The organism is Exiguobacterium sp. EA-TM-5 (assembly GCF_053878415.1).
In genome coordinates this window covers 2,383,751-2,405,783 of record NZ_CM132670.1, presented here as the reverse complement: position 1 = coordinate 2,405,783, position 22,033 = coordinate 2,383,751, and the positions used below count along the sequence as shown (strand labels likewise).

Below are 22,033 nucleotides of genomic sequence, written 5' to 3'. Positions count from 1 at the left end.
CAGTGAGGAGGGATGCGGATGTATGAACAGGAGAAACAATTAGTCGCCGAAGCAGCACTGGCTTATGTGAAGGATGGAATGATAGTGGGGCTTGGGACCGGTTCAACGACGGAACGGTTCATCGAGGCGCTTGGTCCACTCGTACAGGCGGGACTACAGATTCAAGGCGTAGCGACATCGCTTGCGACGGTAGAGCTTGCTGAACGTTTACAGATTCCGTTGATCGATCTGGAAGAGGGAATGGAAATCGATGTGACGATTGACGGAATCGACCAAATCGACGGTCAGTTCCAAACGATCAAAGGCGGCGGCGGTGCGTTATTTCGCGAAAAAATCGTCGCACTGATGAGTCGCGAATTACTCTATCTGACCGATTCTTCGAAGTTCGTTCATCATTTAAGTGGACCGTTACCGGTTGAACTCGATTCGTTTGCCTTACCGTATGTGCTCGAGCGGTTGTGTGATAAGCATGTCTCAGCAACACTACGCGTGAAAGACGACCGTCCCTTTGTTACGGATGGAGGGCACATGATTTTGGATGTTGATTTATCAGCTGTCTCGGACGTCCGATTGTTCGCAAAAGAAGTCAAGAGCTGGTCTGGGGTGCTTGAGACCGGTTACTTCGAGCGTCAACCCGATCATGTTCTGACGGTCGAAGAGGGAAAGGTCAAACGCATCGCGCATCCTCGACTGCGTGACGGCGGTGGGTTGGTTTAAGGGAAGAAAGAAGGAAACCGTATGGGCTTAAAAAAACGGTATTTGTTCGGTGCCGGTATCATTGCGGGGACAAGTCTACTCCTGTTAAGGAAGCGGGATCAGGGCACCCAGACGGATGCGTTACGTGACTATTTAGCACATCTTGATCAGGATCCGAGTCCAGATGCTGCGAAGGATCCGGATGAGGTCGGATTGACGAAACTCGATTCCATCTATCGAGCTGAGTGGCAAGCGAATGGTTTTCCGCGTTCGCGTAAAGAGCTGGAAGAGCTTGAAAAATAATAATATTAATAAAATATTTCTTTACTAATAAACCAGATAACTTAATGATTCTTTAAACGGCTTAAGTTCGTTCTTTATACGGACTTAAGCCGTTTTTGTGTCTTCTGCGCTATATTTGTGAATTCAAACGTTAATAAGAAAATCGGATGCGACTACTATACGGAAATTCATTTCTAAATTATTTAATATTTAATTCGCTATTCCATCATTCATGTTTTATAACCTACATTTTGTAAAAAACATGATAAGGTGGATGTATATTTTCAATGGATAATTCATCCAAGGAGGGGGAACTAGTGTGACTCTATTTGTGGATGAGCTTAATTACATAGATCAGAAAGATAAAACAACAATACTCGAAAAACTCACGTTTTCTGTTTCTCCAGGAAAGTAATTGGCGATTAGTTCTAATATTACCCAGATCGCTTGACTGTAAAAGACAATTTAAAACTATTTTGCAAAAATTTTTCTGTCTCTGAAAACCATATTCATCGTGCACTGGAGTTAGTCAATTTAGGTGATGAGCAGAATAAGAAAGTTGCCTTACTGTCGAAAGGGATGAAACAACGGGTACTGCTCGCTCGAACTTTTTTACATCAACCCGAAATCTTATTCTTAGATGAACCTACTTCTGCGTTAGATCCTGTCAACACGCAAGCCATCTATTCTGCTCTTAGAGATATGAATCGAGACGGTGCGACGATTTTTTTAACGACTCACGATATGGTAGAAGCGGACACCCTTTGCGATCGTGTCGCCTTCCTAAATCGTGGTCATATCCAGTTGTTAGGATCACCAAAATCGATCAAACAGCGTTTTGCTGATCAGACGTTGACAATCGAATCATTAGACGGCCTAGAACACGTTTTCGAATCGAATGAAAAAGATGCTCGCCATATCTATGAAATGTTACGTACTAATCAGGTTGTATCTATCCATTCTAACGAACCGACTCTAGAGGACGTGTTCGTAAAAGTAACAGGGAGTGAACTCAGATGATCTTTTCAATCAATCGTACAATGGCCATTTTTCAGAAGGATGTAAAAGACGTGTCAAGAAACGTATTTGTAGGTACGACACTATTGGTTCCTATCTTGATGGCAATTGTCTATAAGAATATTGGCGAGTGACGTTAGAAATTCACTACACCGTCATCAATTTGACATTCTCTTCAGTAGCAGCATTCGTTCAATGTACATTGATCGCAGAAGAAAAAGAGAAGAACACGTTGCGTAGTTTGATGCTGTCACCTGCCTCCACTCTAGAGATTCTAGGTGGCAAAAGTATATTGACTGCTCTGATCACACTCTTCACCATAGTCGTTAGTGCCGTCATTACGGGTTATGCTCCGTCACATCCTTTCATCATAATAATTGGACTTCTCGTCTCTTGTTTGTTCTATCTTGCTTTAGGAACGCTTTTAGGGTTGATGACTTCTTCTGTGATGGAAGCTTCTGTCGCTGTATTACCTGTCATGTTTTTATTCGGATTCGGAACGTTGCTCCAGCAGGTTTCTGATAAATATCCGTTACTTTCGATTGTCGATTATTTGCCGAACTTACAACTTTTAGAGCTAGCTAAAAAGGTTGAGAATGGTGCCTCTTTCTCTTCGCTATCCATTAATCTGATCGTTATTTTGATGGCTGGTATATTATCCAGTGCTTTAGTCTTCATGATCTACCAAAAGAGAACATTAAAAGATTAAAAACCTGTACATCACGGATTATATGTATTGCTAGGAGGAATAATGATGAAAAAAGTACTATTAACAATTATGGGAACGCTCTTTGGCTTACTTATCGTTTATGTTATTCAGAACGGTATATAAAAACGATTGATGTTTTTCACTTGAATTAAATTCGACTTTCGTATTCGATTTGAAAATATATAAATTCAACTTTTTTATTTGAAATATTTTGATGCATTATCGAAATTAGAATTTATACAGTGTATTCATACAATGTTATACCTTTTCTTATTAATTACGTTCTTTTTTTGTATTACTTAAATAAGTGCTGAATTTTCACAAATATGTTATCTATTTAGAACTCAGAAATAGCTTGAGTTGCTTTCAATTATTAAACATGAAAGATAATAAAAAATCGTGTAGTCGTAGTTGTCTTAGCATTAGCTGAGTCTTATAAATATGAACTTCCAAAAGTACGTAGGCATATTTGAAAGATTGAGTAGTTTTCTACACAAAGAAAACAAGTTCGCCTAACGTTTCCTGTAAGGATTTCGGAGTATACATCGGATCATTAGACATCAAGCGAAACGTGCCATGCACATCTTCTGAAATAAGTAATGTAATACGTTCCTCTTTAATGTTATCCGATATAAAGAATCTACCATATGTAATCATCGATTCTTCACTCGGAACCTCTAGATGATCGTTTACCGAAAATAAAGTGACATCGTCCATGCGTTCAGTGATTATATCGATTAAGTAAAAACATTTTTTAAATTTTTGAATGCTATCAATATCTATTCTAGTGAATTTATAGCTATCTCCTTCACCTAGCCAATGGATAGGTAATCCTTGACCTTGGCAGTACCTTGTGACATTTTCCTCGATAAAATAATGAAATCTCGTGTAGAAGTACAACGTATTGATTTGCAATTTTTTCGAAATGAACTGTAGTTATGTTTCATCCATATCGCCTAAAATATCGGCATAATAGGCTTCAGGAAAAGAGATAGTACATTTGATCGGGATGTATTGATTGGTTTCAATATCATTTAATTTTTGCGGCTTAATTTTCATTCGTTTCTCCTTGCATATATTTAGTTGAAATGGTGATACGTCATATTATGTTGTGACTTTTTATTCGAAAAGAATCATACACATGGAATATGTAGTGTATAGTATGAAAATGGAAATAATCATGTTGATATTTAAGGTGTGTATATGAATAAAGGACTATTAATACGATGTTATATTTCCTGTTTTATACTGTTTGTCATGTGATTCGCGTGGCAGGTATAAAGACTGTCTCATGTTAGTAAATGTATTTAAAATGATTCGTTGAGTCCTTTTAAAGAGCGCAAAAGATCAACGCTATTGTCTACATAAGTTTGAAGATTTTAACGAACTTCTGCACGAATTTAAAGTATATTCACTTCTACAATGGAGAGCTATATCACTAACGATAAAACGGCTTAGCTCCGTTAAAATACAGAGCTCAAGCCGTTTAAAAGATTTTTATTAACACAGATGGCATAACGTGGTTGATGAAGAAATCAATATGATTAATAGCCAACCGGTTTCATTAGATTAAACACTATGTTATGGTTATATCAAGAAAAGGAGGGTTTAAATTGGAAAATAAGAAATATCAAAAAAACCTTATTACCATTCGATTGGTAGCAACACTTCTGATACTTCTATCTCTAATTTTACCATACTTTGAGATGATGAAGTACAGTACAGCTCCATTTGTTATTCTTATAATATTTTTTGTATTTTACGTTATGGAAAACAAATATGGTAAAAATACTGTAAGTAAATAGGTTTTACAGAACCATTATCAACTTATTGTTTCTAACACTACATTTAGTAGAATCATATCCAAATTTTAATAGGAGGGGTTTTAGTTGAAATTTAAAGGATTTTTCCTGTTGTTGTCTATCTTGTTAGTTTTCAGTAGTTTTACTGCAGGTGGAAACAACGTAAGTGCAGATGATTCACCATCAAATATAAATGAGCTAAATCAAAAAACGATTGATTTAGTGGATAATTTTATAGTTTTTAAAGATAATAATTTTGTGATTGAAGATGCTGAGGGTCTAATCACTAAAATTGGTGAAGATGAGTTTGCTAAAGTTAATGCAGAGATTGCTGATAAAAATGCTTTATTAAATGAACTTACAGCAGAAGAACGTGACAGCATAGCTATAGTTGATAATCATGTTCAGTTTTTAGATCAAAATGTATCGGCAAAAGCTAGTAGTAAAGGTAAAAATACTCTTGAAGTTCACTGGTGGGGGTATAAAGTGTATTTAAATGACAATTTAACAAATACTACAGCTCAGGCTTTGACTGGTGGATCTGGTACAGCTGCACTTGTATCTATTTGGTCGCCTTGGTTCTCAGCTCCTACAGCTATTGTAAAAGCTGTAGCTGCAAGTGCGGTAGTTATTTTGGGTGGTTCTGCTGCTATGTTTTATAAAACGAATAAAGGTAAAGGTGTATATTTACGATTTACTGGGATTTTGCCTGCTAATGTAATTTATACTGGCATGTTTTCTCAATAAGTAAAATATATAAACCAGATAATTATATTGTTTTTGAAGAAGAATAAATAACATTTAAAAATCTAATCTCTCAGTCAATCCAGATTTTAGATAAGAGGTTTGACTCAAAAGAGAGGATATCTTTTGATTAAACTAAACGAAAGGAGGAAGATGATGGGATTAAACCTGATCATCTTCCTCTCTTTTTCTTTTTCAATGGAACTTTCTGCTGACCGACGGTAAAAACACTCTTTTATGAGGAGACAATTAGCACACTCATGTGGAATGAAATGATTTATGCCATCCAACCTGTTATCCATACGTATGAACGTCATCACGGCGAAGTTAACTTTGTGATCGTCTTGAATCATTCGAATGAAAATGTGGCACTTCTATTGTCTATAGATATTCGAAACACAGCCTTACAAAACGTATTGAATGACACAGTTAGGATGCGACCTCATGAAGCTAGAACCTATAAAATGAATGAAACAATTTATAATCTAAACAGCCCTAGATCCTAATGATCCAGGGCTGTTTTACCGCGTCTTAATATGTAAGCGATCCTGCAATGATCAAACCGATCGAAATCGATAAGAAGAGAAGCAGCAAGCCGACTGCTTCGTTGTTCGCATCAATCTCTTTCGTCATGCTCAAACGTGGGATTAGTAAATCCGCGAGATAGAACAAGACGATTTGTAAGACGATCGCGAGTGCACCCCACAACACCATATCGAGAATGCTGACGGAGTTCGAGATACTCGAATAGAGGACGATGGCAAGACCAAGAATACGTCCACCGAAGGCGTAGACGGCCGCTTTCTTCCCGTTACGAATGAGTTCGAACTCCTTTGATTTCGTCGTCACTTCGAATAGGACGACACCAATCGCAAGGAGTACAGTTGCGACACCGATATACGAGAGTGTCGAAAGGAATAGATCACTGAATGTCATGCTGGTACCTCCATCATGATTTTTTATTTTTCTTGCGTTGTTCGTATGCAACATATAACTCGAGCAGTGCTCCGACAAGAATACCTGCTGATACATACAAATAGAAGTTGTCACCAATGAATCCGAACAAGAGACCTAAAATGAGGCCGATCAGGATATAGGGACCTTTTGCTAACTTCATGCCAATCACCTACCTCTTCTTTAAAGGTAGCGGATTTCCGTAGTGACGTCCATCGTTATTCTTGAAAGCTAACGGCAGATTCCGCATTAGGAGAAAACAAGACGACTTGATTCCGTCCTTGCTGTTTGGCCTGATAGAGTGCTGCGTCGGCATCCGGCAGGAGGAGTTCAATCTGATACGTCGTCTCATCATACGCAGCTATACCAAACGATGCCGTGAGCGATAGATCCGTCGTAGCTAATTGGAAGGGGCTAGTGGCGATGCGTTCGCGCAATTGCTCTGCTAATGGAAGCACTTCAGTAAGCGGTATGCCTTCAAACAGGACCGAAAATTCTTCACCGCCATTACGTGATAAGTATCCACTCTCGGCGACACCGTCTCGCAGTCGCGAAGCAAACTGTCGCAACACCTCGTCACCTGATTCATGTCCATACGTATCGTTGACATGCTTAAAATGATCGATGTCAATCGTCAATAATACGACTGATTGTTTCTTTAGGATCAATCGTTGTTTGACATCCGTAAAGTACTCGTTGAAGGCACGTGAATTATTCAGACCTGTCAGAAAGTCGAGTTGTGCTTTTTGATGGAGCATCCGTAAAGATTGTTTCGTTAACCGAATATCACGGATGATCAGTAGGGCGAGCCAACTGCTGACGAACGATGCAGGCACGACGACCGACATCACCTCAAGTAAAAGGATTTGTTTCGGCAAGACGATCCATAAGACGAGAGCGTGCAAAGCAGTCGCATAGATTGTTACGAGTGTAAACGTCCGTTTCGCGTATGGCGGCATCTCGCGCACAATCAAGCTCGTCCCGAGCGCAATGGCAACGATGAAACCGAATGCGGTAAAAGCAGCTAAGTTCGTTCCTAAACTGAATCGATAGATGATGATCGCGATTGTTACGATCGTCGTCGGGATAGCACCACCGAAGTAGGCGGCGACGATGACTGGAATATGGCGTAAATCGACCATGACACCTGGAGCCGCTTCGATCGTCATCTGCATGAGTAGTAATGAGATGACGCTTAAGGCAAGACCATAATACACGCGGGTCATACGCGGAGATTCTCGGGTAATCGGTAGTGGAGATAATTTCCCAAGGAGATAGAAACCAGCCATTAATAGCGTCACGTTATGCAAGACGTCAAAAAGGATGCTTTTCATAAATCGTCCATCCTTTCAAAAAATAAGCGTTATTTAAAATAGATACGCCACAAAAGGAAAATCTCCTGTTTTCTAAAAAAATATTCTCTAGTCATGAAATGTGTCTATAATGTGAAATTATGCATTCTATAATCTGTACTTATAGATATTGCGATTTTAATTGACCTTACTAGACACGACATTGTTAAATGAGGAAGAAGCGATATTGAAAGCGCTTACTAAAAATTGAAGGAGATCTATTTATGGAACTAGTCATCATTCTTCTTGCCTTATCCTTATTGATGTTCGTTGCCTATCGTGGTTTTTCGGTCATCCTATTTGCACCGATTTGTGCCTTATTCGCCGTCTTACTGACGAACCCGGACTGGGTATTACCCTTCTTCTCGAATATCTTCATGGAAAAGATGGTCGGGTTCATTAAAGCGTACTTCCCGGTCTTCCTACTCGGAGCGATTTTCGGGAAAGTCGTCGAGATGTCCGGTATCGCGGAATCAATCGCGAAAACGATCATCCGGATGATTGGTGCAAAACGCGCCATCCTCGCTATCGTCTTACTTGGCGCCATTCTTACATATAGCGGTGTCAGCTTATTCGTTGTCGTCTTCGCTGTTTATCCGTTCGCGGCAAACCTGTTCCGTGAAGCGAATATCCCGAAACGTCTCATTCCAGGAACGATTGCCCTTGGTGCGTTCACGTTCACGATGGACGCGTTACCAGGAACACCACAGATTCAAAACGTCATTCCTACGACGTTCTTTAAAACAGATATCTACGCTGCCCCAATCATGGGTTCAGTCGGTGGGTTATTCATCTTAGTCGTCGGGATGTGGTATCTCGAGTCACGCAAGAAAAATGCCCATCAAGCGGGTGAAGGCTATGCTGGATTCGAAGCGACGGCTGCGAGTGCCGCACCACAGATGGAATTGAAGAACGAACCGGAAATGACGCTCGAAACGGATCGTCAACCGGTCTATCGTCAAGTCCTAGCTTTCGTCCCACTCGTCCTCGTTGCTGTCATGAACAAAGTCTTCACCCTGTCGATTCCGAAATGGTATCCAGAAGGGTTCGACTTCTCAGCAATCGGTCTAGAAGCATTCGGAAAGATTGAGACACCAGCTGTTCTTGCCATCTGGTCCGTCCAAATGGCATTGTTGATCGGAATTCTCGCAGCGATGCTGTATGACTTCCCGAAGATCAAGACGAACTTCCAAGCGGGTCTAAACGTCAGTATCGGCGGCGCACTCTTAGCCGTCATGAATACCGGTGCTGAGTATGGCTTCGGTGGTGTCATCGCCGCACTTCCAGGATTCAAGTCCGTCTCAAGCGGGATCTCGGAAACATTCACGAATCCGCTCGTCAACGGAGCAGTCACGACGACGACGCTTGCTGGTGTTACTGGTTCAGCATCCGGCGGGATGGGGATCGCGTTAAGTGCGATGTCTGATAAATATACGCAGGCAATCACGTCAGGTGGTGTGCCGCCAGAAGTCATGCACCGCGTCATCTCGATGGCGTCCGGCGGAATGGATACGTTACCGCATAACGGTGCCGTCATCACGTTGCTAGCGGTCACGAGACTCACGCACCGTCAGTCTTATAAAGATATCTTCATGATCACGATCCTCAAGACAGTGACGGTCTTCTTGATGATTGGATTGTATAGCTTAACTGGTTTGTATTAAAGACTTCAAAGGGGGCATCATCAGATGAAACAGGGGAAAGTATATGCATCATTCTCGGAAGCGACAGCAGACATCTTTGACGGGGCGACGCTAGTCGTAGGGGGCTTCGGACTCTGCGGAATCCCAGAAAAATCAATCACGGCGCTACAAGAGAAGGGCGTCAAGGATTTGACGGTCGTCAGTAACAACTGTGGCGTCGATGATTTTGGACTCGGTCTACTCTTGCAGACGCGACAAATTAAGAAGATGATCTCGTCGTACGTCGGAGAAAACAAGACGTTCGAACAACAGTACCTCAGTGGCGAGATTGAAGTCGATCTCGTTCCCCAAGGTACGCTTGCGGAACGAATCCGGGCCGGTGGTGCTGGCATTCCTGGTTTTTATACACCGACTGGCGTCGGGACACCGGTTGCCGAAGGAAAAGAACAAAAGGAGTTCGACGGAAAAACGTATCTGCTCGAAGAAGGGATCGTCGGTGATTTTGCGATCGTCAAAGCCTGGAAAGCAGATCGTCTCGGGAATCTCGTCTTCCGAAAGACGTCACGCAACTTTAATCCGATTGTCGCAACAGCGGGAAAGGTAACGATCGTCGAAGTCGAAGAACTCGTCGAAGTTGGCAAACTGGATCCGAACGAGATCCATACACCTGCTGTTTACGTCCAGCGTATCGTCGTCGGGACGGATTATGAAAAACGCATCGAACGCCGGACTGTCCGGGAAGCTTGAGGAGGAGATCGATATGAAAACGACACGAGATATCATCATTGAACGCGCACTTCAGGAAATTGAAGACGGGATGTACGTTAACCTCGGAATCGGGATTCCGACATTGATCGCCAATGCGATTCCGGACGACATGCATGTCATGTTGCAATCTGAAAATGGCTTGCTTGGGATCGGACCGTATCCACTCGATCATGAAGTCGATGCCGACGAGATCAATGCCGGCAAAGAGACGGTAACGGCACAATCAGGAGCTTCTTACTTCGATAGTGCTGAGTCGTTCGCAATGATTCGCGGCGGGCATATCGATCTCGCGATTCTCGGCGGGATGGAAGTCGATCAGAACGGTGATCTCGCGAACTGGATGATTCCAGGGAAGATGGTCAAAGGAATGGGTGGGGCGATGGACCTCGTCAACGGAGCAAAACGCGTCGTCATCATCATGGAACATGTCAACAAACACGGTGAATCAAAAGTCAAACAGGCGTGTACCTTGCCGTTGACAGGACGCACCGTCGTCAACCGTCTCATCACGGACCGGGCCGTCTTTGATTTCACACCGGACGGGATGGTCTTGATCGAGACGCTGAATGGTCAAACGGTCGAGGACGTCAAACAAGTCACGGAAGCACGGTTCACGGTCAGTCCGGAACTCGAGCGTGTGACGGTAGGGGAGTGAAACTGATGGTACAAGGAGATATCGTACTCGTTACAGGTGCAGGGAGTGGGATTGGTCTTGAAATCTCAAAGGCGTTCGCAGCAGCAGGAGCGAAAGTCGTCGTCACGGATGTCCGTGCGGAAGCAGCAGAGGAAGCTGCAGCATCGATTCGTTCGGCCGGTCATGAAGCAGTCGGGATGACGTTAAACGTCACCGATGAAGCACAAGTCGAAGCGGTCTTGAAGCAAACGGTCGAACAGTTCGGTCGACTCGACGTCTTGATCAACAACGCCGGTCTTCAACATGTCTCACCGATCGAAGAGTTTCCGACGGAGAAGTTCGAATTGATGATTAAGATCATGTTGACGGCACCGTTCATGGCCATCAAACATGCCTTTCCGATCATGAAGGAACAAGGCTACGGTCGCATCCTTAACATGGCATCGATCAACGGCTTGATCGGCTTTGCCGGTAAAGCAGCATATAATTCAGCGAAACATGGGTTGCTCGGTCTAACGAAGGTCGCAGCCCTTGAAGGTGCGGAGCACGGGATCACCGTCAACGCGATTTGTCCGGGTTACGTTGATACACCACTCGTTCGTAATCAAATGGAAGACTTAGCGAAAACACGACACGTCGAGCTTGAGAAGGTACTTGAAGAAGTCATCTATCCGCTCGTCCCGCAAAAACGTCTGCTCGCCGTCGAGGAAATCGCAGATTATGCGTTGTTCCTTGCGAGCCACAAAGCAAAAGGCATCACCGGACAAGCGAACGTACTTGATGGTGGATACACGATTCAATAAGGAGATGGAGCAGATGAGTGAAGCAGTCGTCATAGTCAGTGCGACGCGCACGGCGATCGGGAATTTCAATGGAAGTTTGAAGGATGTCAAAGCAACGGAACTTGGAGCGACCGTCATCCGCGCAGCACTCGAGAAAGCTGGTGTCGCAGGAAGTCAAGTCGATGAAGTCTTTTTCGGCAACGTTCTCTCAGCAGGACTTGGTCAAAATCCAGCACGTCAGGCGGCACTGGCTGCTGGGTTACCAGAGACGTGTCCCGCGATGACCGTCAACAAGGTCTGTGGATCCGGGCTCTCTGCCGTCCATCTCGCGTATCAGGCAATCAAGTCAGGCGAAGCCGACGTCATCGTTGCCGGTGGGATGGAGAACATGAGCCAAGCACCGTATGTCCTCGCGGGCGCACGGTCTGGACTGAAGATGGGTGACCAACCACTCGTCGATACGATCATCCAAGATGGACTCGAGTGTGCCTTTAACGACTATCACATGGGCATCACAGCAGAGAATTTAGCCGATGCGTATGAACTCTCCCGCGAAGCGCAGGATCAGTTTGCCGCGACGAGTCAGCAAAAAGCACAGACAGCATTAGCAGAAGGACGGTTCATCTCGGAAATCACACCGGTTCTGATTCCACAACGAAAAGGCGATCCGATTCGTTTTGATAAGGATGAGTTCCCGCGCGCCGGAACGTCTGTTGAAACACTCAGTCGTTTGCGCCCGGCATTCAAGAAGGACGGAACGGTCACGGCAGGTAATGCATCTGGTATCAATGACGGTGCTGCCGCGCTCGTCATCATGTCAGAGGAGAAGGCAAAAGAACTTGGCGTGACACCACTCGTTGAGATCGTCGCGAACGGAACGTCTGGTGTTGATCCGAGCATCATGGGGATCGGTCCAGTTCAAGCGGTTCAGAAGGCACTCGGTAAAGGGAAACTCTCGCTTGACGATATCGATGTCATTGAAGCGAATGAAGCGTTCGCAGCGCAATCCCTTGCGGTCGATGCGGAGCTTCAGTTCCCGCATGAGAAACTCAACCGGAACGGCGGAGCAATTGCTCTCGGTCATCCAATCGGCGCGAGTGGGGCGCGGATTCTCGTGACATTGATTCATGAACTTGAGCGGACAGGTGAGACGCATGGTCTTGCGACGTTATGTGTCGGTGGCGGTCAAGGGGTGGCGACGATCGTAAAGTCTGTAAGAGGATAATTGAATTAGCATAAATGAAAACACTACCTCAGTTCACTATAACTTAAAGGAGTGTGTGACATTTAAGCTGTCTTCGTTTGATGAGAAGACGGCTTTTTCGTTTGCTAACACATATAGAATTATTGTTCACTACTTTTCTTTGAAACTGCTACCCATACTTCACTGTACACCTGTTCAGGGTCGTCACCGTGAATCGTAAAGGAGATGGCAGGCAAGTTAATCAATTCATAACCAGAGGAAGGTAACCATTCAGAATATGAGCGAGCCATCGTCTCTTGTAAAGTTGCTGGGAAAGGTCCACGATTCGGGAAAATGACCCATGTCGATGCAGCGATGTACAACTGTTCAAGTCCTATACTGGAATCAGTTAATTTTTGTGTTGTAGCATATCCTAACATATGAGTAAGTGAACCGGTTTCTTCCTGGAATTGCTCCTCATGGTCAAATGATACATTCAATACATGATGAGGGTAAAGATCAGCCATTGCCTTCATTTGTTGTCTTTGCTCCGCAGTGATGGATTGGGCAAGCTCAAGGATGGATTCATTAACCCCTTCAAATTGAATTGAGACACGTTTAGAGACACCTGTTATAAAAAATGAACTTTTTTCTTCGATTTTAAACTCCATTGAAGTTCCTCCTTTAATTTCTAAATAAAATGTGAAAGGAGGAAAGGTTTTTTGAATCTGATGTTTTATGGCAAATGACGGTAAATAACCTGACCAGTTACGAAAAGCTCTCGAAAAACCTTCTACAGAACGGAAGCCATACTGGAAGGCGACCGTAGTGACAGAAGCACCTTGAATCAAGTCGCGATTCGCTTCTGATAAACGCCGTTGTTTAATATACTCCGTTAATGTTACTCCGGACATATAAGAAAACATTCTTCGAAAATGATAATCGGATAGTCCTGTCAGTCGAGTAATGTCTTGAGGTGATAGTTCTTCCGTCAAATGTTCATCGATATAACGCATTAATTGATTTAATTGATCGAGCAACATTCATTCCCCTCCTTTCTCTATTCACTATACGTGCCGCTGACAAAGGAAACTTGATTCTTTACATACGAATTAAGTCGATTGGTGAGAGTCATCATTGTGAACAATTTATATTATCTTCTTTTTTAGAAAGAAGTGAAAGCTCCTACTCCGTCAGATGAACTTATGAATCCGGTTTCACGCTTCGACGCACAGACGTAACAAATTATGTAGAAACAAGATATATCAAACTTTCTGCATAATTTTCAGAATATTCTCCAGATAAACTCCTAGCACGAGCTCTTAAACGTATGTTATTCTTTCGAACGAAGTACTTCATCAGCTTAGGGAGCGGATGAAGTCGGAAATCATCAGTGGGGGTTTATTATGTCTAAAACAGTTCCAACATCATTCATCATCGTCATCGGCATGATGCTCTTCGCCTTATTCTTCGGGGCAGGAAATCTCATCTTTCCGCCGATGCTCGGGCAGCTCGCAGGGGAGCATGTCTGGGTCGCCAATGCCGGCTTCCTCGTTACCGGTGTCGGTCTACCATTGCTAGCGATTCTTGCCTTCGCGTACTCAGGGGAACGCGATCTACAAGCGATGGCGTCACGAGTCCATCCTATTTTCGGAATCGGCTTCTCAGTCATCTTGTATCTGGCAATTGGACCATTCTTTGCGATTCCACGTGCCGGAACGGTCTCATACGAGATCGGAATCAAGCCATTCTTCAGCGAGTCGACGAGCCATTGGCCATTACTCATCTTCACGGTCTTGTTCTACACGGTTGCTTGTCTTTTATCGTTGAACCCGACAAAGATTGTCGATGTCGTTGGTAAAGTTCTGACACCGATCAAGATTACGTTCATTGGACTCTTGATCATCGTTGCTGTTCTTCATCCAATCGGAAGTTTTCAGAATCCTTTGAAGACATATCAGTCGAATGCCTTCTTTAATGGTTTCCAAGAAGGATACATGACACTTGATGCGCTAGGTGCCTTCGTCTTCGGCATCATCATCATCGCAGCAATCAAGGAAAAAGGTGTCACATCGAAACGACAATTGTTGCTGATTTGTACGAAAGCTTCTTTGATCGCAGCCGCTTTACTTGCGATTACCTATACAGCGCTTGCGTTCATGGGTGCGTCGAGTGTCTCGGAGATTGGTCAACTCGCAAACGGAGCCGAGATTTTGTCTGCCGTGTCGGATCATTACTTCGGTGAGTATGGCGCAATCTTACTCGGTCTGATGATTACAGTCGCCTGTATGACGACAAGTGTCGGTTTGATTACGGCATGTGCGTCGTTCTTCTCGGCACTCGTGCCAAAAATCTCATACGTCAAATGGACGATTGGTCTATCAGTCTTCAGCGCACTCGTCGCGAACATCGGTCTGAACCAATTGCTCGCCGTTTCTAAACCAGTCTTGATGACGCTTTATCCACTGGCGATTTGTCTGATTTTCTTGACGTTCTTGCATCCACTCTTCAAAGGAAAACCAGCCGTTTATCAAGGGGCGCTATGGATGACATTCGTCGTCAGCTTGTTTGATGGATTACAGACAGCAGGGCTCAATGTCTCGGTCGTCACAAAAGTGTTCAATGAGGTGTTACCTTTTGCTTCCGTCAGTCTCGGATGGGTTGTTCCAGCTATCATCGGCGGGGTGATCGGGGCAATCGTTGGGAATAAAACAGCGGAGACACAATCGTCGTCGCGAGTTGCTTAATATCTCTGAAAAAAACCTGAATGATGGATTCCTGCTTTAAGAATCCCATTCAGGTTTTTTTGTATGAAGATGTTTTTAAATGAAGCATCATTAGACATCAATTCAGAGGAATGAACCTTGTTCGGTTCCAAGATAGGTGTTAGGTAGAGCAAAGTACTCTGGTTCCTTGATGGAAATGCATTTTCCATTCGTCATCAATCCATTTCCATATCGAGCTGCGTAATGAAGATTGATCATTTAATACGTCATAGATCCTGTAAGTCGTTAAAACAATTTCCTTTGAAAGCGGATGGATTTCAAAATCACTCAGCTGCATGTGGACAGTGCTTAGCTGAATTTGGTCTGTCCTTTCACCTCTATACATCATCTTGCCCGAACTACCAATTTCAAAAAAAGTTGGGGCTAATAATTTATGTAATTCTTCTGCGTTTCTTCGAATTTCGGATTCTAATAATTTTTGCTCTCGTTCGAGAAGTAACCTCTTTATTGAGTCGCTGTTGTCCATTGTTATCTCTCCTATCTTCCTTTTTTCTATTTTATCAAATTGAAAGAAAGAATAGCCTGTGACTTATGATTCATGATATTTCACTAAGTCTGTCGAAATCTAGCCAATTTCTACATGTTTGACTCTCAGACGTCTAAGTGGGGGTTTAACGATCAGTCGAAACGGCAATTGCTCTACTGTATGTCATTGATCATCGTGCCCCTTACAGAAAGGATGTTGAAACATGTCAGAACGTGTCTTCATTAGTCCCTCGAAGTATGTCCAAGGAAAGGATGTCATTGACCGGCTCGGTACATATGTGAGCCCGTTCGGTGAAAAAGCGCTCGTCATCGCGGATGATGTCGTTTGGAAAATCGTCAAGGAACGTGTTGAGCAGTCGTTGTCGAGCGAAAACGTCGGCATCGAGAAAGCAGATTTTAGTGGCGAAGCTTCGCGCCATGAAGTGAAACGAATCGCTGAGCAGGCAAAAGCGGCAAATGTCCGATTCGTCATGGGTGTTGGTGGCGGGAAAACGCTCGATACAGCAAAAGCCGTTTCAGATGAACTGAACGTTTCCGTCGTCATCGTGCCGACACTGGCTTCAACTGACGCGCCAACGAGTGCTCTGTCTGTCATTTATTCCGACGAAGGAATTTTTGAAAGTTATCGCTTCTATAAGAAGAATCCGGATCTCGTCCTTGTCGATACGAAGCTGATTGCGCAAGCACCAGCGCGGTTCTTCGCGTCCGGCATCGCTGATGCGCTGGCAACATGGGTCGAGGTCCGAAGCGTCGTCGCCTTTGGTGGACAGACGATGGCAGGCGGTAGACCGACGATTGCCGCGCAAGCCATCGCAAAACGGTGCGAAGAAGTCTTGTTCGAGCACGGGCGTCTAGCCTATGAATCCGTTCAGGCACAAGTCGTCACGCCGGCACTCGAAGCTGTCGTCGAAGCCAATACGCTCTTAAGTGGACTTGGCTTTGAGAGTGGCGGACTAGCTGCAGCGCATGCGATTCACAATGGATTCACGGCACTTGATGGGGACATCCATCACTTGACGCATGGAGAGAAGGTTGCTTTCGGTACACTCGTTCAGCTGGCGCTCGAAGAACATCCACAAGAAGAAATCGAGCGGTATATCGCGCTCTACATGGATCTTGGCTTACCGGTGACGCTCGAAGACGTCAAGCTAAAGGATGCGTCACGTGAGGATATCGTCAAAGTCGGCGAGGCAGCGACAGCTGAAGGCGAGACGATTCACAGTGGATTCAACGTCACAGCTGACGAAGTCGCTGATGCGATCATCGCAGCCGATCGCTATTCGAAAGCGTACCAAGCGAAACGTACTTCTTCTTGATTAGGTATTTTAAAATCACTTTTTCTTTTTAGAAGAAGTGATTTTTTTGTGCCCTTATTTAAAAATGATACAAGTATAAAATTGACAGTATTAGATAGTGTTGGATATGATGAATTGCCATATACATATAAAAAGGTACCTCCATTGAGGTACCTTAAACGTGCTTGTTTACAAGAAGGCGAGTGGGTTAACACTGCTTGCTGCAGATGAACCGCTGTAGACATAATTACCACGATGGATCTCGAAATGTAAGTGAGATCCGAATGAGTTACCAGTGCTACCGACAGCTCCGATGTTTGCGCCTTTAGGAATCGATTGACCGACGAAGACAGAACGTTTGCTAAGGTGAGCATACACTGTTGTGTACGAAATACCGTTCACTTTATGTTCGACCATGACATGGTTTCCATATGCTCCTTGATATGACGACTTGATGACTTTTCCGGCAGCAGCTGCTTTAACGGGTGCTCCTGTAGGTGCTCCGAAGTCAATTCCGTTGTGGAACGTGTAGCCGTACTTGCCGCTAGCATTTCCGTAACCTTGCGTAATTGGTCCGCTTGTCGGACGAATGAATCCAGTTGACGAAGAAAACGATGCTTTTTTCGCTGATTTACTAGAAGTACTGTACTTCTTGACATAACCGGAATAAACGAAGCGCTTTTCACCTTTATGCATGATCTTCGTCCAGTTTCCTGTCTGACCGAGGTATTTGAACGTTTGACCCGCATTGACGCCGTCGACGATGCGGTGTTTCAACGATGGACCAGTCCGGACACGGAGTCCGTCTGCTTTAATTTTTACTTTATACGATGAGCCAGAAGCGGCTTCAACCTTACCATTACCCGTAGCTGCAAAACCTGAAACAACGAGGGCGCTCATTGCTAACGTCGTGATTGTTCGTTTCATGAATGTTCCTCCTAAGTTGAATATCTTGTGTTGTCGTCGGAATGACATCTATAGAAGTGGATGCGTTTAGTGTGTATTGAAGTGAGTGATGCGGTCATTTGACTAACGAGAGTATAGCATTCAAACATCAGACCTTTGTGTTTCAATTCGATTGCTTAAATATATTCTAATAACAATTGTTGTAATATTGAATAGTTATTCAATGTAAAAATGCCTTAAAATCAAGATGAATTTATATTACAACGAGATGAATTTGATGACAAAATACAATCATGGGAAATGATGAAAAAGTATGGGGAAACTAAAATTAGAGAGTGGGAAATGAGATGGATTTAACGTTTACAGTAAATCAAAAAAAGCTTAACATTCGCGCAGTGGCGCTGTTGATTCAAGATGGACATCTTTTGATTCATCGTCAAGGAGAAGATGATTTTTGGTCATTACCGGGAGGGCGTGTCCAGTTCGGTGAATGTGGTGCCAAAGCGATTGAACGTGAATTAGTAGAAGAACTCGGTCAGTTGATTGAGCCACCGGTCTTCCGTTTCCTGCATGAAAATTTCTTTGAGTATGCCGATCACCAATTTCATGAACTGGGGATGTTTTATGATGTGACGTGCCGAGAGCCGCTGCCTTTATTAACAGAAGATTTTTATGGTCCAGAAGGTGAAGGGTTGACGTATCGCTTTGTTCCGTTTGACAAACTGGATCAGTATACAGTGTACCCAAGTGAACTCGTGCACATGCTCCGAACGAATACATTCCCAACGCTGTTGACGAATGACATCTGACTTTTCCAGAAAAACGTTTATAGATGTATCGCAAGGGAATGGTTAATCATGTAGTTCATTCAACAGTGATAAGGGAGCTGATCGTTCATGAGAGAAGAACAGTTCGAAGCGATGCATCAAGAAGCACGAGGGCAGACACAGGAACAACAACCCGGTGTCGAGTACGCCATGAAACCAGAACCCATCTACGATGATCCAGATTATGTCGGTTCAGGAAAACTGACAGGAAAAGTCGCGCTGATCACGGGTGGGGACAGTGGAATCGGTCGTGCCGTCGCTGTCGCTTATGCGAAAGAAGGGGCAAACGTCGCGATCGTTTACTTAAATGAGGGGAAAGACGCGGAAAAGACGAAATCGTTGATTGAAGGCTACGGGGTCAAAGCCTTAAAAATCGCAAAAGATGTCAGTCAACCGGAAAATGCACAAGAGATCATCGATACGGTTATTGAGGAATTCGGTCAATTGAACATTGTCGTCAATAATGCCGGGAAACAATTCCCGCAGGATGATTTCCTCGCTATTACACCAGAACAATTGAAGGAAACGTTCGAGACGAATGTCTTTTCGATGTTTTATTTGATTCAGGCTGCGCTCCCACATTTGCATAAAGAAGATACGATCATTAATACTTCATCGGTGACGGCTTATCGTGGAGCACCAACGTTGATCGATTACTCAGCGACGAAAGGGGCAATCACGACATTGACACGCTCACTTGCCTCGAGCTTGATCGAGAAGGGAATCCGCGTTAATGCGGTCGCACCCGGTCCGATCTGGACACCGCTCATTCCAGCGACGTTCTCGAAGGAAAAAGTTGAGGCGCATGGGGAAGATACGTTAATGAAACGCCGGGGACAACCGTCAGAAAACGCACCGGCCTATGTCTATCTCGCCTCCCGCGATTCAAGTTACGTCACGGGTCAGACGATTCATATCAACGGCGGCGATTACATCACGTCGTAAGGGGGAGATCAAGATGAAGAAGAATCCGAATGAAGTGCCTGAACGCGAACCGGATCATCAACCGGACGAGATACCGCAGACACCACCGAGCGAGGTGCCAGATACGCCACAGGAAGACCCGGTCCGTCAGCCGGAACCGGATACGTTCCCAGAACCAACCGAGATTCCGGATACACCGCAGGAAGATCCGAATCCGTACTGATTGAATTGATCAGAGCCACCATCCCAATCGAGGATGGTGGCTTTTTCGTGACAGAAACAAAAAACCGGCTTGACAGTCAAACTGTATGGTGAGTATGATACAGAGGAGAAGTGTATTATTGTTTTAATACATTAAACAGGAAAGGGAGGTCTACCGATGCAGTTCGACCAAAGAAGCCCGGTGTACCTGCAGGTCGTCCGTTGGTTTAAACAACGAATCGCGACCGAGGAATTGCAAAGCGGGCAAGAGATCCCGTCCCGCCGCGAAATCGCCGCACAGCTCGGAATTAATCCGAATACCGCACAAAAAGCATATAAAGAGATGGAGGAGCAGCAATTGATTACGACAGAACGGAATGTCCCGAGTAAGATTACACGCGATCCACAAGTCGTCCAAAAAGTACGTGCCGAGATGCTGGAAGAAGCAGTTTCTGAATTTATCGATGCCGTCAAGGCGATTCAAATCCCACTCGATGAGATCGTCTCGAAGGTCGAGACCGTCTATCAGGAAACGGAACGGAGGAAGATTGATGCTTGAAGTCCATGGCTTACAAAAAAAATACGGTAAAAAACCAGTCCTTCAAGGTGTCTCGTTCTCGGTTCCGATGGATCAACTGACGTGTTTAATCGGACTGAACGGTGAGGGGAAATCAACAATCTTGAAGGCAATCGCAGGTCTCGTCCCAGTCAACGCGGGAACGGTTCTCGTCGATGGCGAGATCAACCGAAATAAGATCGCCTTCGTTCCGGATATCCAGACGATGCCTGGCTACATGACGGTTGGTGATGCCCTGACCTATATGGCGGATTATTATTCAGACTGGAACCAAGCGACAGCCGATGAATTGATGCGGATCTTCCAGCTACTTTCGACGGACAAGATCACAGACTTATCAAAAGGGAACCAGGCAAAGGTCAGCTTGATCCTTGGATTTGCCCTCGATCGTCCGTACTTATTGCTCGACGAACCGTTCGCTGGAATCGATTTGTTTACGAAAGAACAGATTGCTGGACTATTCTCGAGTCATTTCATGGAAGGACGTGGCATCTTGATGACGACACACGAAATTCAGGAAATCGAGCACTTGATTGATCGAGTCGTCTTCTTACAGGACGGTCGGATCATCGATGAACATGAGACGGAAGAGATGCGAGAACTGTACGGGAAATCGGTTCAGGACCGGATGCGGGAGGTCTATCAACGATGAAACAATACATACAATTGACGAATGAAGAGATTAAACGGAGTTTTAAGCTTTATGTGATCGTTGTACTAGCAATGGTAGCGATTGAGTTAGCATCAATCGTTGCGCAAGTCATGTATCACGAACGAAAAGTCGAGAATTTCATAGAACTTAACCGAGTTTCCGTCGCAGAAGCACTTAAACAAATTGATACACTCGGATACTCTGAGGCGTCCTCTTTCTTTAGTTATATGACTCTGATCGGAATGGCGATTGTTGTCATCTATGCGATTCAAATTTGGTACCGGGATTGGTTAGGAGAAACAAAGTATATTTATCGTTTACTAATGCTTCCTGGAAGTCGAGCAAGCATCTTCTTCTCGAAATTGACGACAGTCTTTTTGATCATCATAAGTTTTATTGGAATTCAGTGGTGTGTATTGCAATCAAGTTTTTATCTATTTGATTGGTTGATTCAACCGGAATACAAAAACCAGAGTGGCTTAAGTCCAGTTCGAAACGTTATGAACGATTTTTATACGATGAATCTGATCGACTTGGGAATCATTCTCGCCATTTCACTATTCATTGTCAGTATTATTTTCTTGTTGGTTTTAATCGAACGTTCATTTCGTAAAGGTAAAGCAATCATCAGAATTGGACTTGAAATTTTTGTTCCTGTTGCCTTAACCATTGGTATATTAGTGCTTTTAGATGAAACACGTCTCTTACTAGAGACAGAGGCAATGTTTCTTCTGATTGGGTTAGGTCTGTGTTACTTCACGTATATTATCTGGAAAAGTCTTCGATTACTGCAACGAAAAATCACGGTGTGAG

The 22,033-nt window shown here is 44.1% G+C and carries 25 protein-coding genes; 18 read left to right on the top strand and 7 right to left on the bottom strand.

Annotation, left to right across the window (positions count from 1 at the left end; genetic code table 11):
• Positions 1–18: 18 nt before the first annotated feature.
• From rpiA to ACV3PA_RS12735, 4 genes are all read left to right on the top strand, one after another.
• The gene (gene rpiA, locus ACV3PA_RS12750) at positions 19–717 is read left to right on the top strand and encodes a ribose-5-phosphate isomerase RpiA (protein WP_053453005.1); all 699 of its coding nucleotides are present in this window, start codon (positions 19–21) and stop codon (positions 715–717) included.
• A gap of 21 nt (positions 718–738) precedes the next feature.
• A complete protein-coding gene (locus tag ACV3PA_RS12745) occupies positions 739–999 on the top strand; it encodes a hypothetical protein (RefSeq protein ID WP_053453006.1) in 261 nt (86 codons plus the stop codon).
• 426 nt (positions 1,000–1,425) lie between these two features.
• Complete coding sequence (locus tag ACV3PA_RS12740) at positions 1,426–1,998, top strand: ATP-binding cassette domain-containing protein (protein WP_456125008.1); 573 nt, start codon at positions 1,426–1,428, stop codon at positions 1,996–1,998.
• 127 nt (positions 1,999–2,125) lie between these two features.
• Positions 2,126–2,704, top strand: coding sequence for an ABC transporter permease (locus tag ACV3PA_RS12735; protein WP_456125007.1), 579 nt, complete (start codon positions 2,126–2,128; stop codon positions 2,702–2,704).
• Between the two features lie 936 nt (positions 2,705–3,640).
• Here the strand turns inward: ACV3PA_RS12735 and ACV3PA_RS12730 are convergent.
• Positions 3,641–3,763 (bottom strand): hypothetical protein, encoded by a 123-nt coding sequence (locus tag ACV3PA_RS12730; protein WP_268760711.1) that lies wholly within the window; start codon positions 3,761–3,763, stop codon positions 3,641–3,643.
• 830 nt (positions 3,764–4,593) lie between these two features.
• Between ACV3PA_RS12730 and ACV3PA_RS12725 the strand changes: the two genes are divergently transcribed.
• Complete coding sequence (locus ACV3PA_RS12725; RefSeq protein WP_456125006.1) at positions 4,594–5,253, top strand: hypothetical protein; 660 nt, start codon at positions 4,594–4,596, stop codon at positions 5,251–5,253.
• 528 nt (positions 5,254–5,781) lie between these two features.
• On the opposite strand, the gene ACV3PA_RS12720 is transcribed toward ACV3PA_RS12725, so the two are convergent.
• Genes ACV3PA_RS12720 through ACV3PA_RS12710 form a run of 3 tightly spaced genes read right to left on the bottom strand, consistent with a single transcriptional unit; the run spans position 5,782 to position 7,538 of the window.
• Positions 5,782–6,186 carry a DUF350 domain-containing protein gene (locus tag ACV3PA_RS12720; RefSeq protein ID WP_456125005.1) on the bottom strand — a complete coding sequence of 135 codons (405 nt, stop codon included), beginning with the start codon at positions 6,184–6,186 and terminating at the stop codon, positions 5,782–5,784.
• A 13-nt stretch (positions 6,187–6,199) separates the two neighbouring features.
• Positions 6,200–6,367 carry a hypothetical protein gene (locus tag ACV3PA_RS12715; RefSeq protein ID WP_023467823.1) on the bottom strand — a complete coding sequence of 56 codons (168 nt, stop codon included), beginning with the start codon at positions 6,365–6,367 and terminating at the stop codon, positions 6,200–6,202.
• Between the two features lie 55 nt (positions 6,368–6,422).
• Complete coding sequence (locus ACV3PA_RS12710) at positions 6,423–7,538, bottom strand: GGDEF domain-containing protein (RefSeq protein WP_456125004.1); 1,116 nt, start codon at positions 7,536–7,538, stop codon at positions 6,423–6,425.
• Positions 7,539–7,780: 242 nt separating this feature from the next.
• Here ACV3PA_RS12710 and ACV3PA_RS12705 point away from each other — a divergent pair, with 242 nt between their 5' ends.
• Genes ACV3PA_RS12705 through ACV3PA_RS12685 form a run of 5 tightly spaced genes read left to right on the top strand, consistent with a single transcriptional unit; the run spans position 7,781 to position 12,608 of the window.
• Positions 7,781–9,220, top strand: coding sequence for a GntP family permease (locus tag ACV3PA_RS12705; RefSeq protein ID WP_456125003.1), 1,440 nt, complete (start codon positions 7,781–7,783; stop codon positions 9,218–9,220).
• 24 nt (positions 9,221–9,244) lie between these two features.
• A complete protein-coding gene (locus ACV3PA_RS12700; protein ID WP_456125002.1) occupies positions 9,245–9,946 on the top strand; it encodes a CoA transferase subunit A in 702 nt (233 codons plus the stop codon).
• 13 nt (positions 9,947–9,959) lie between these two features.
• A complete protein-coding gene (locus ACV3PA_RS12695; protein WP_053453016.1) occupies positions 9,960–10,622 on the top strand; it encodes a 3-oxoacid CoA-transferase subunit B in 663 nt (220 codons plus the stop codon).
• Positions 10,623–10,627: 5 nt separating this feature from the next.
• Positions 10,628–11,404, top strand: coding sequence for a 3-hydroxybutyrate dehydrogenase (locus tag ACV3PA_RS12690; RefSeq protein WP_053453017.1), 777 nt, complete (start codon positions 10,628–10,630; stop codon positions 11,402–11,404).
• Between the two features lie 13 nt (positions 11,405–11,417).
• On the top strand, positions 11,418–12,608 hold the full coding sequence (locus tag ACV3PA_RS12685; protein ID WP_456125001.1) for an acetyl-CoA C-acetyltransferase: 1,191 nt from the start codon (positions 11,418–11,420) through the stop codon (positions 12,606–12,608).
• Positions 12,609–12,727: 119 nt separating this feature from the next.
• Here the strand turns inward: ACV3PA_RS12685 and ACV3PA_RS12680 are convergent, their stop codons facing one another.
• Entirely contained in the window at positions 12,728–13,606 is an 879-nt protein-coding gene (locus tag ACV3PA_RS12680; protein WP_456125976.1) for an AraC family transcriptional regulator, read from the bottom strand.
• Between the two features lie 366 nt (positions 13,607–13,972).
• On the opposite strand from ACV3PA_RS12680, the gene brnQ reads away from it, so the two are divergent.
• On the top strand, positions 13,973–15,313 hold the full coding sequence (gene brnQ / locus ACV3PA_RS12675; RefSeq protein ID WP_456125000.1) for a branched-chain amino acid transport system II carrier protein: 1,341 nt from the start codon (positions 13,973–13,975) through the stop codon (positions 15,311–15,313).
• A gap of 139 nt (positions 15,314–15,452) precedes the next feature.
• Here brnQ and ACV3PA_RS12670 read toward each other — a convergent pair whose 3' ends face one another.
• Positions 15,453–15,818 carry a nuclear transport factor 2 family protein gene (locus tag ACV3PA_RS12670; protein WP_456124999.1) on the bottom strand — a complete coding sequence of 122 codons (366 nt, stop codon included), beginning with the start codon at positions 15,816–15,818 and terminating at the stop codon, positions 15,453–15,455.
• 223 nt (positions 15,819–16,041) lie between these two features.
• On the opposite strand from ACV3PA_RS12670, the gene ACV3PA_RS12665 reads away from it, so the two are divergent.
• A complete protein-coding gene (locus ACV3PA_RS12665; RefSeq protein ID WP_456124998.1) occupies positions 16,042–17,154 on the top strand; it encodes a glycerol dehydrogenase in 1,113 nt (370 codons plus the stop codon).
• 168 nt (positions 17,155–17,322) lie between these two features.
• Here the strand turns inward: ACV3PA_RS12665 and ACV3PA_RS12660 are convergent, their stop codons facing one another.
• Entirely contained in the window at positions 17,323–18,060 is a 738-nt protein-coding gene (locus ACV3PA_RS12660; RefSeq protein ID WP_053453022.1) for a peptidoglycan DD-metalloendopeptidase family protein, read from the bottom strand.
• Between the two features lie 326 nt (positions 18,061–18,386).
• Here ACV3PA_RS12660 and ACV3PA_RS12655 point away from each other — a divergent pair, with 326 nt between their 5' ends.
• The 6 genes from ACV3PA_RS12655 to ACV3PA_RS12630 all read left to right on the top strand — a co-directional run bounded on the left by ACV3PA_RS12655 (position 18,387) and on the right by ACV3PA_RS12630 (position 22,032).
• Positions 18,387–18,848 (top strand): NUDIX hydrolase, encoded by a 462-nt coding sequence (locus ACV3PA_RS12655; protein ID WP_053453023.1) that lies wholly within the window; start codon positions 18,387–18,389, stop codon positions 18,846–18,848.
• Between the two features lie 87 nt (positions 18,849–18,935).
• Positions 18,936–19,811 carry an SDR family oxidoreductase gene (locus ACV3PA_RS12650; RefSeq protein WP_456124997.1) on the top strand — a complete coding sequence of 292 codons (876 nt, stop codon included), beginning with the start codon at positions 18,936–18,938 and terminating at the stop codon, positions 19,809–19,811.
• A 13-nt stretch (positions 19,812–19,824) separates the two neighbouring features.
• Entirely contained in the window at positions 19,825–20,013 is a 189-nt protein-coding gene (locus tag ACV3PA_RS12645) for a hypothetical protein (RefSeq protein WP_029341324.1), read from the top strand.
• 156 nt (positions 20,014–20,169) lie between these two features.
• Positions 20,170–20,550: a GntR family transcriptional regulator gene (locus tag ACV3PA_RS12640; protein WP_456124996.1), complete on the top strand. Its 381-nt coding sequence runs from the start codon at positions 20,170–20,172 to the stop codon at positions 20,548–20,550.
• Positions 20,543–21,220, top strand: a complete 678-nt coding sequence (locus ACV3PA_RS12635) for an ATP-binding cassette domain-containing protein (protein WP_053453025.1) — start codon at positions 20,543–20,545, stop codon at positions 21,218–21,220. Before ACV3PA_RS12640 ends, ACV3PA_RS12635 begins: the two co-directional genes overlap by 8 nt.
• Positions 21,217–22,032, top strand: coding sequence for a hypothetical protein (locus ACV3PA_RS12630; RefSeq protein ID WP_053453026.1), 816 nt, complete (start codon positions 21,217–21,219; stop codon positions 22,030–22,032). The genes ACV3PA_RS12635 and ACV3PA_RS12630 overlap by 4 nt, the downstream gene beginning before the upstream one ends.
• Position 22,033 lies beyond the last annotated feature (1 nt).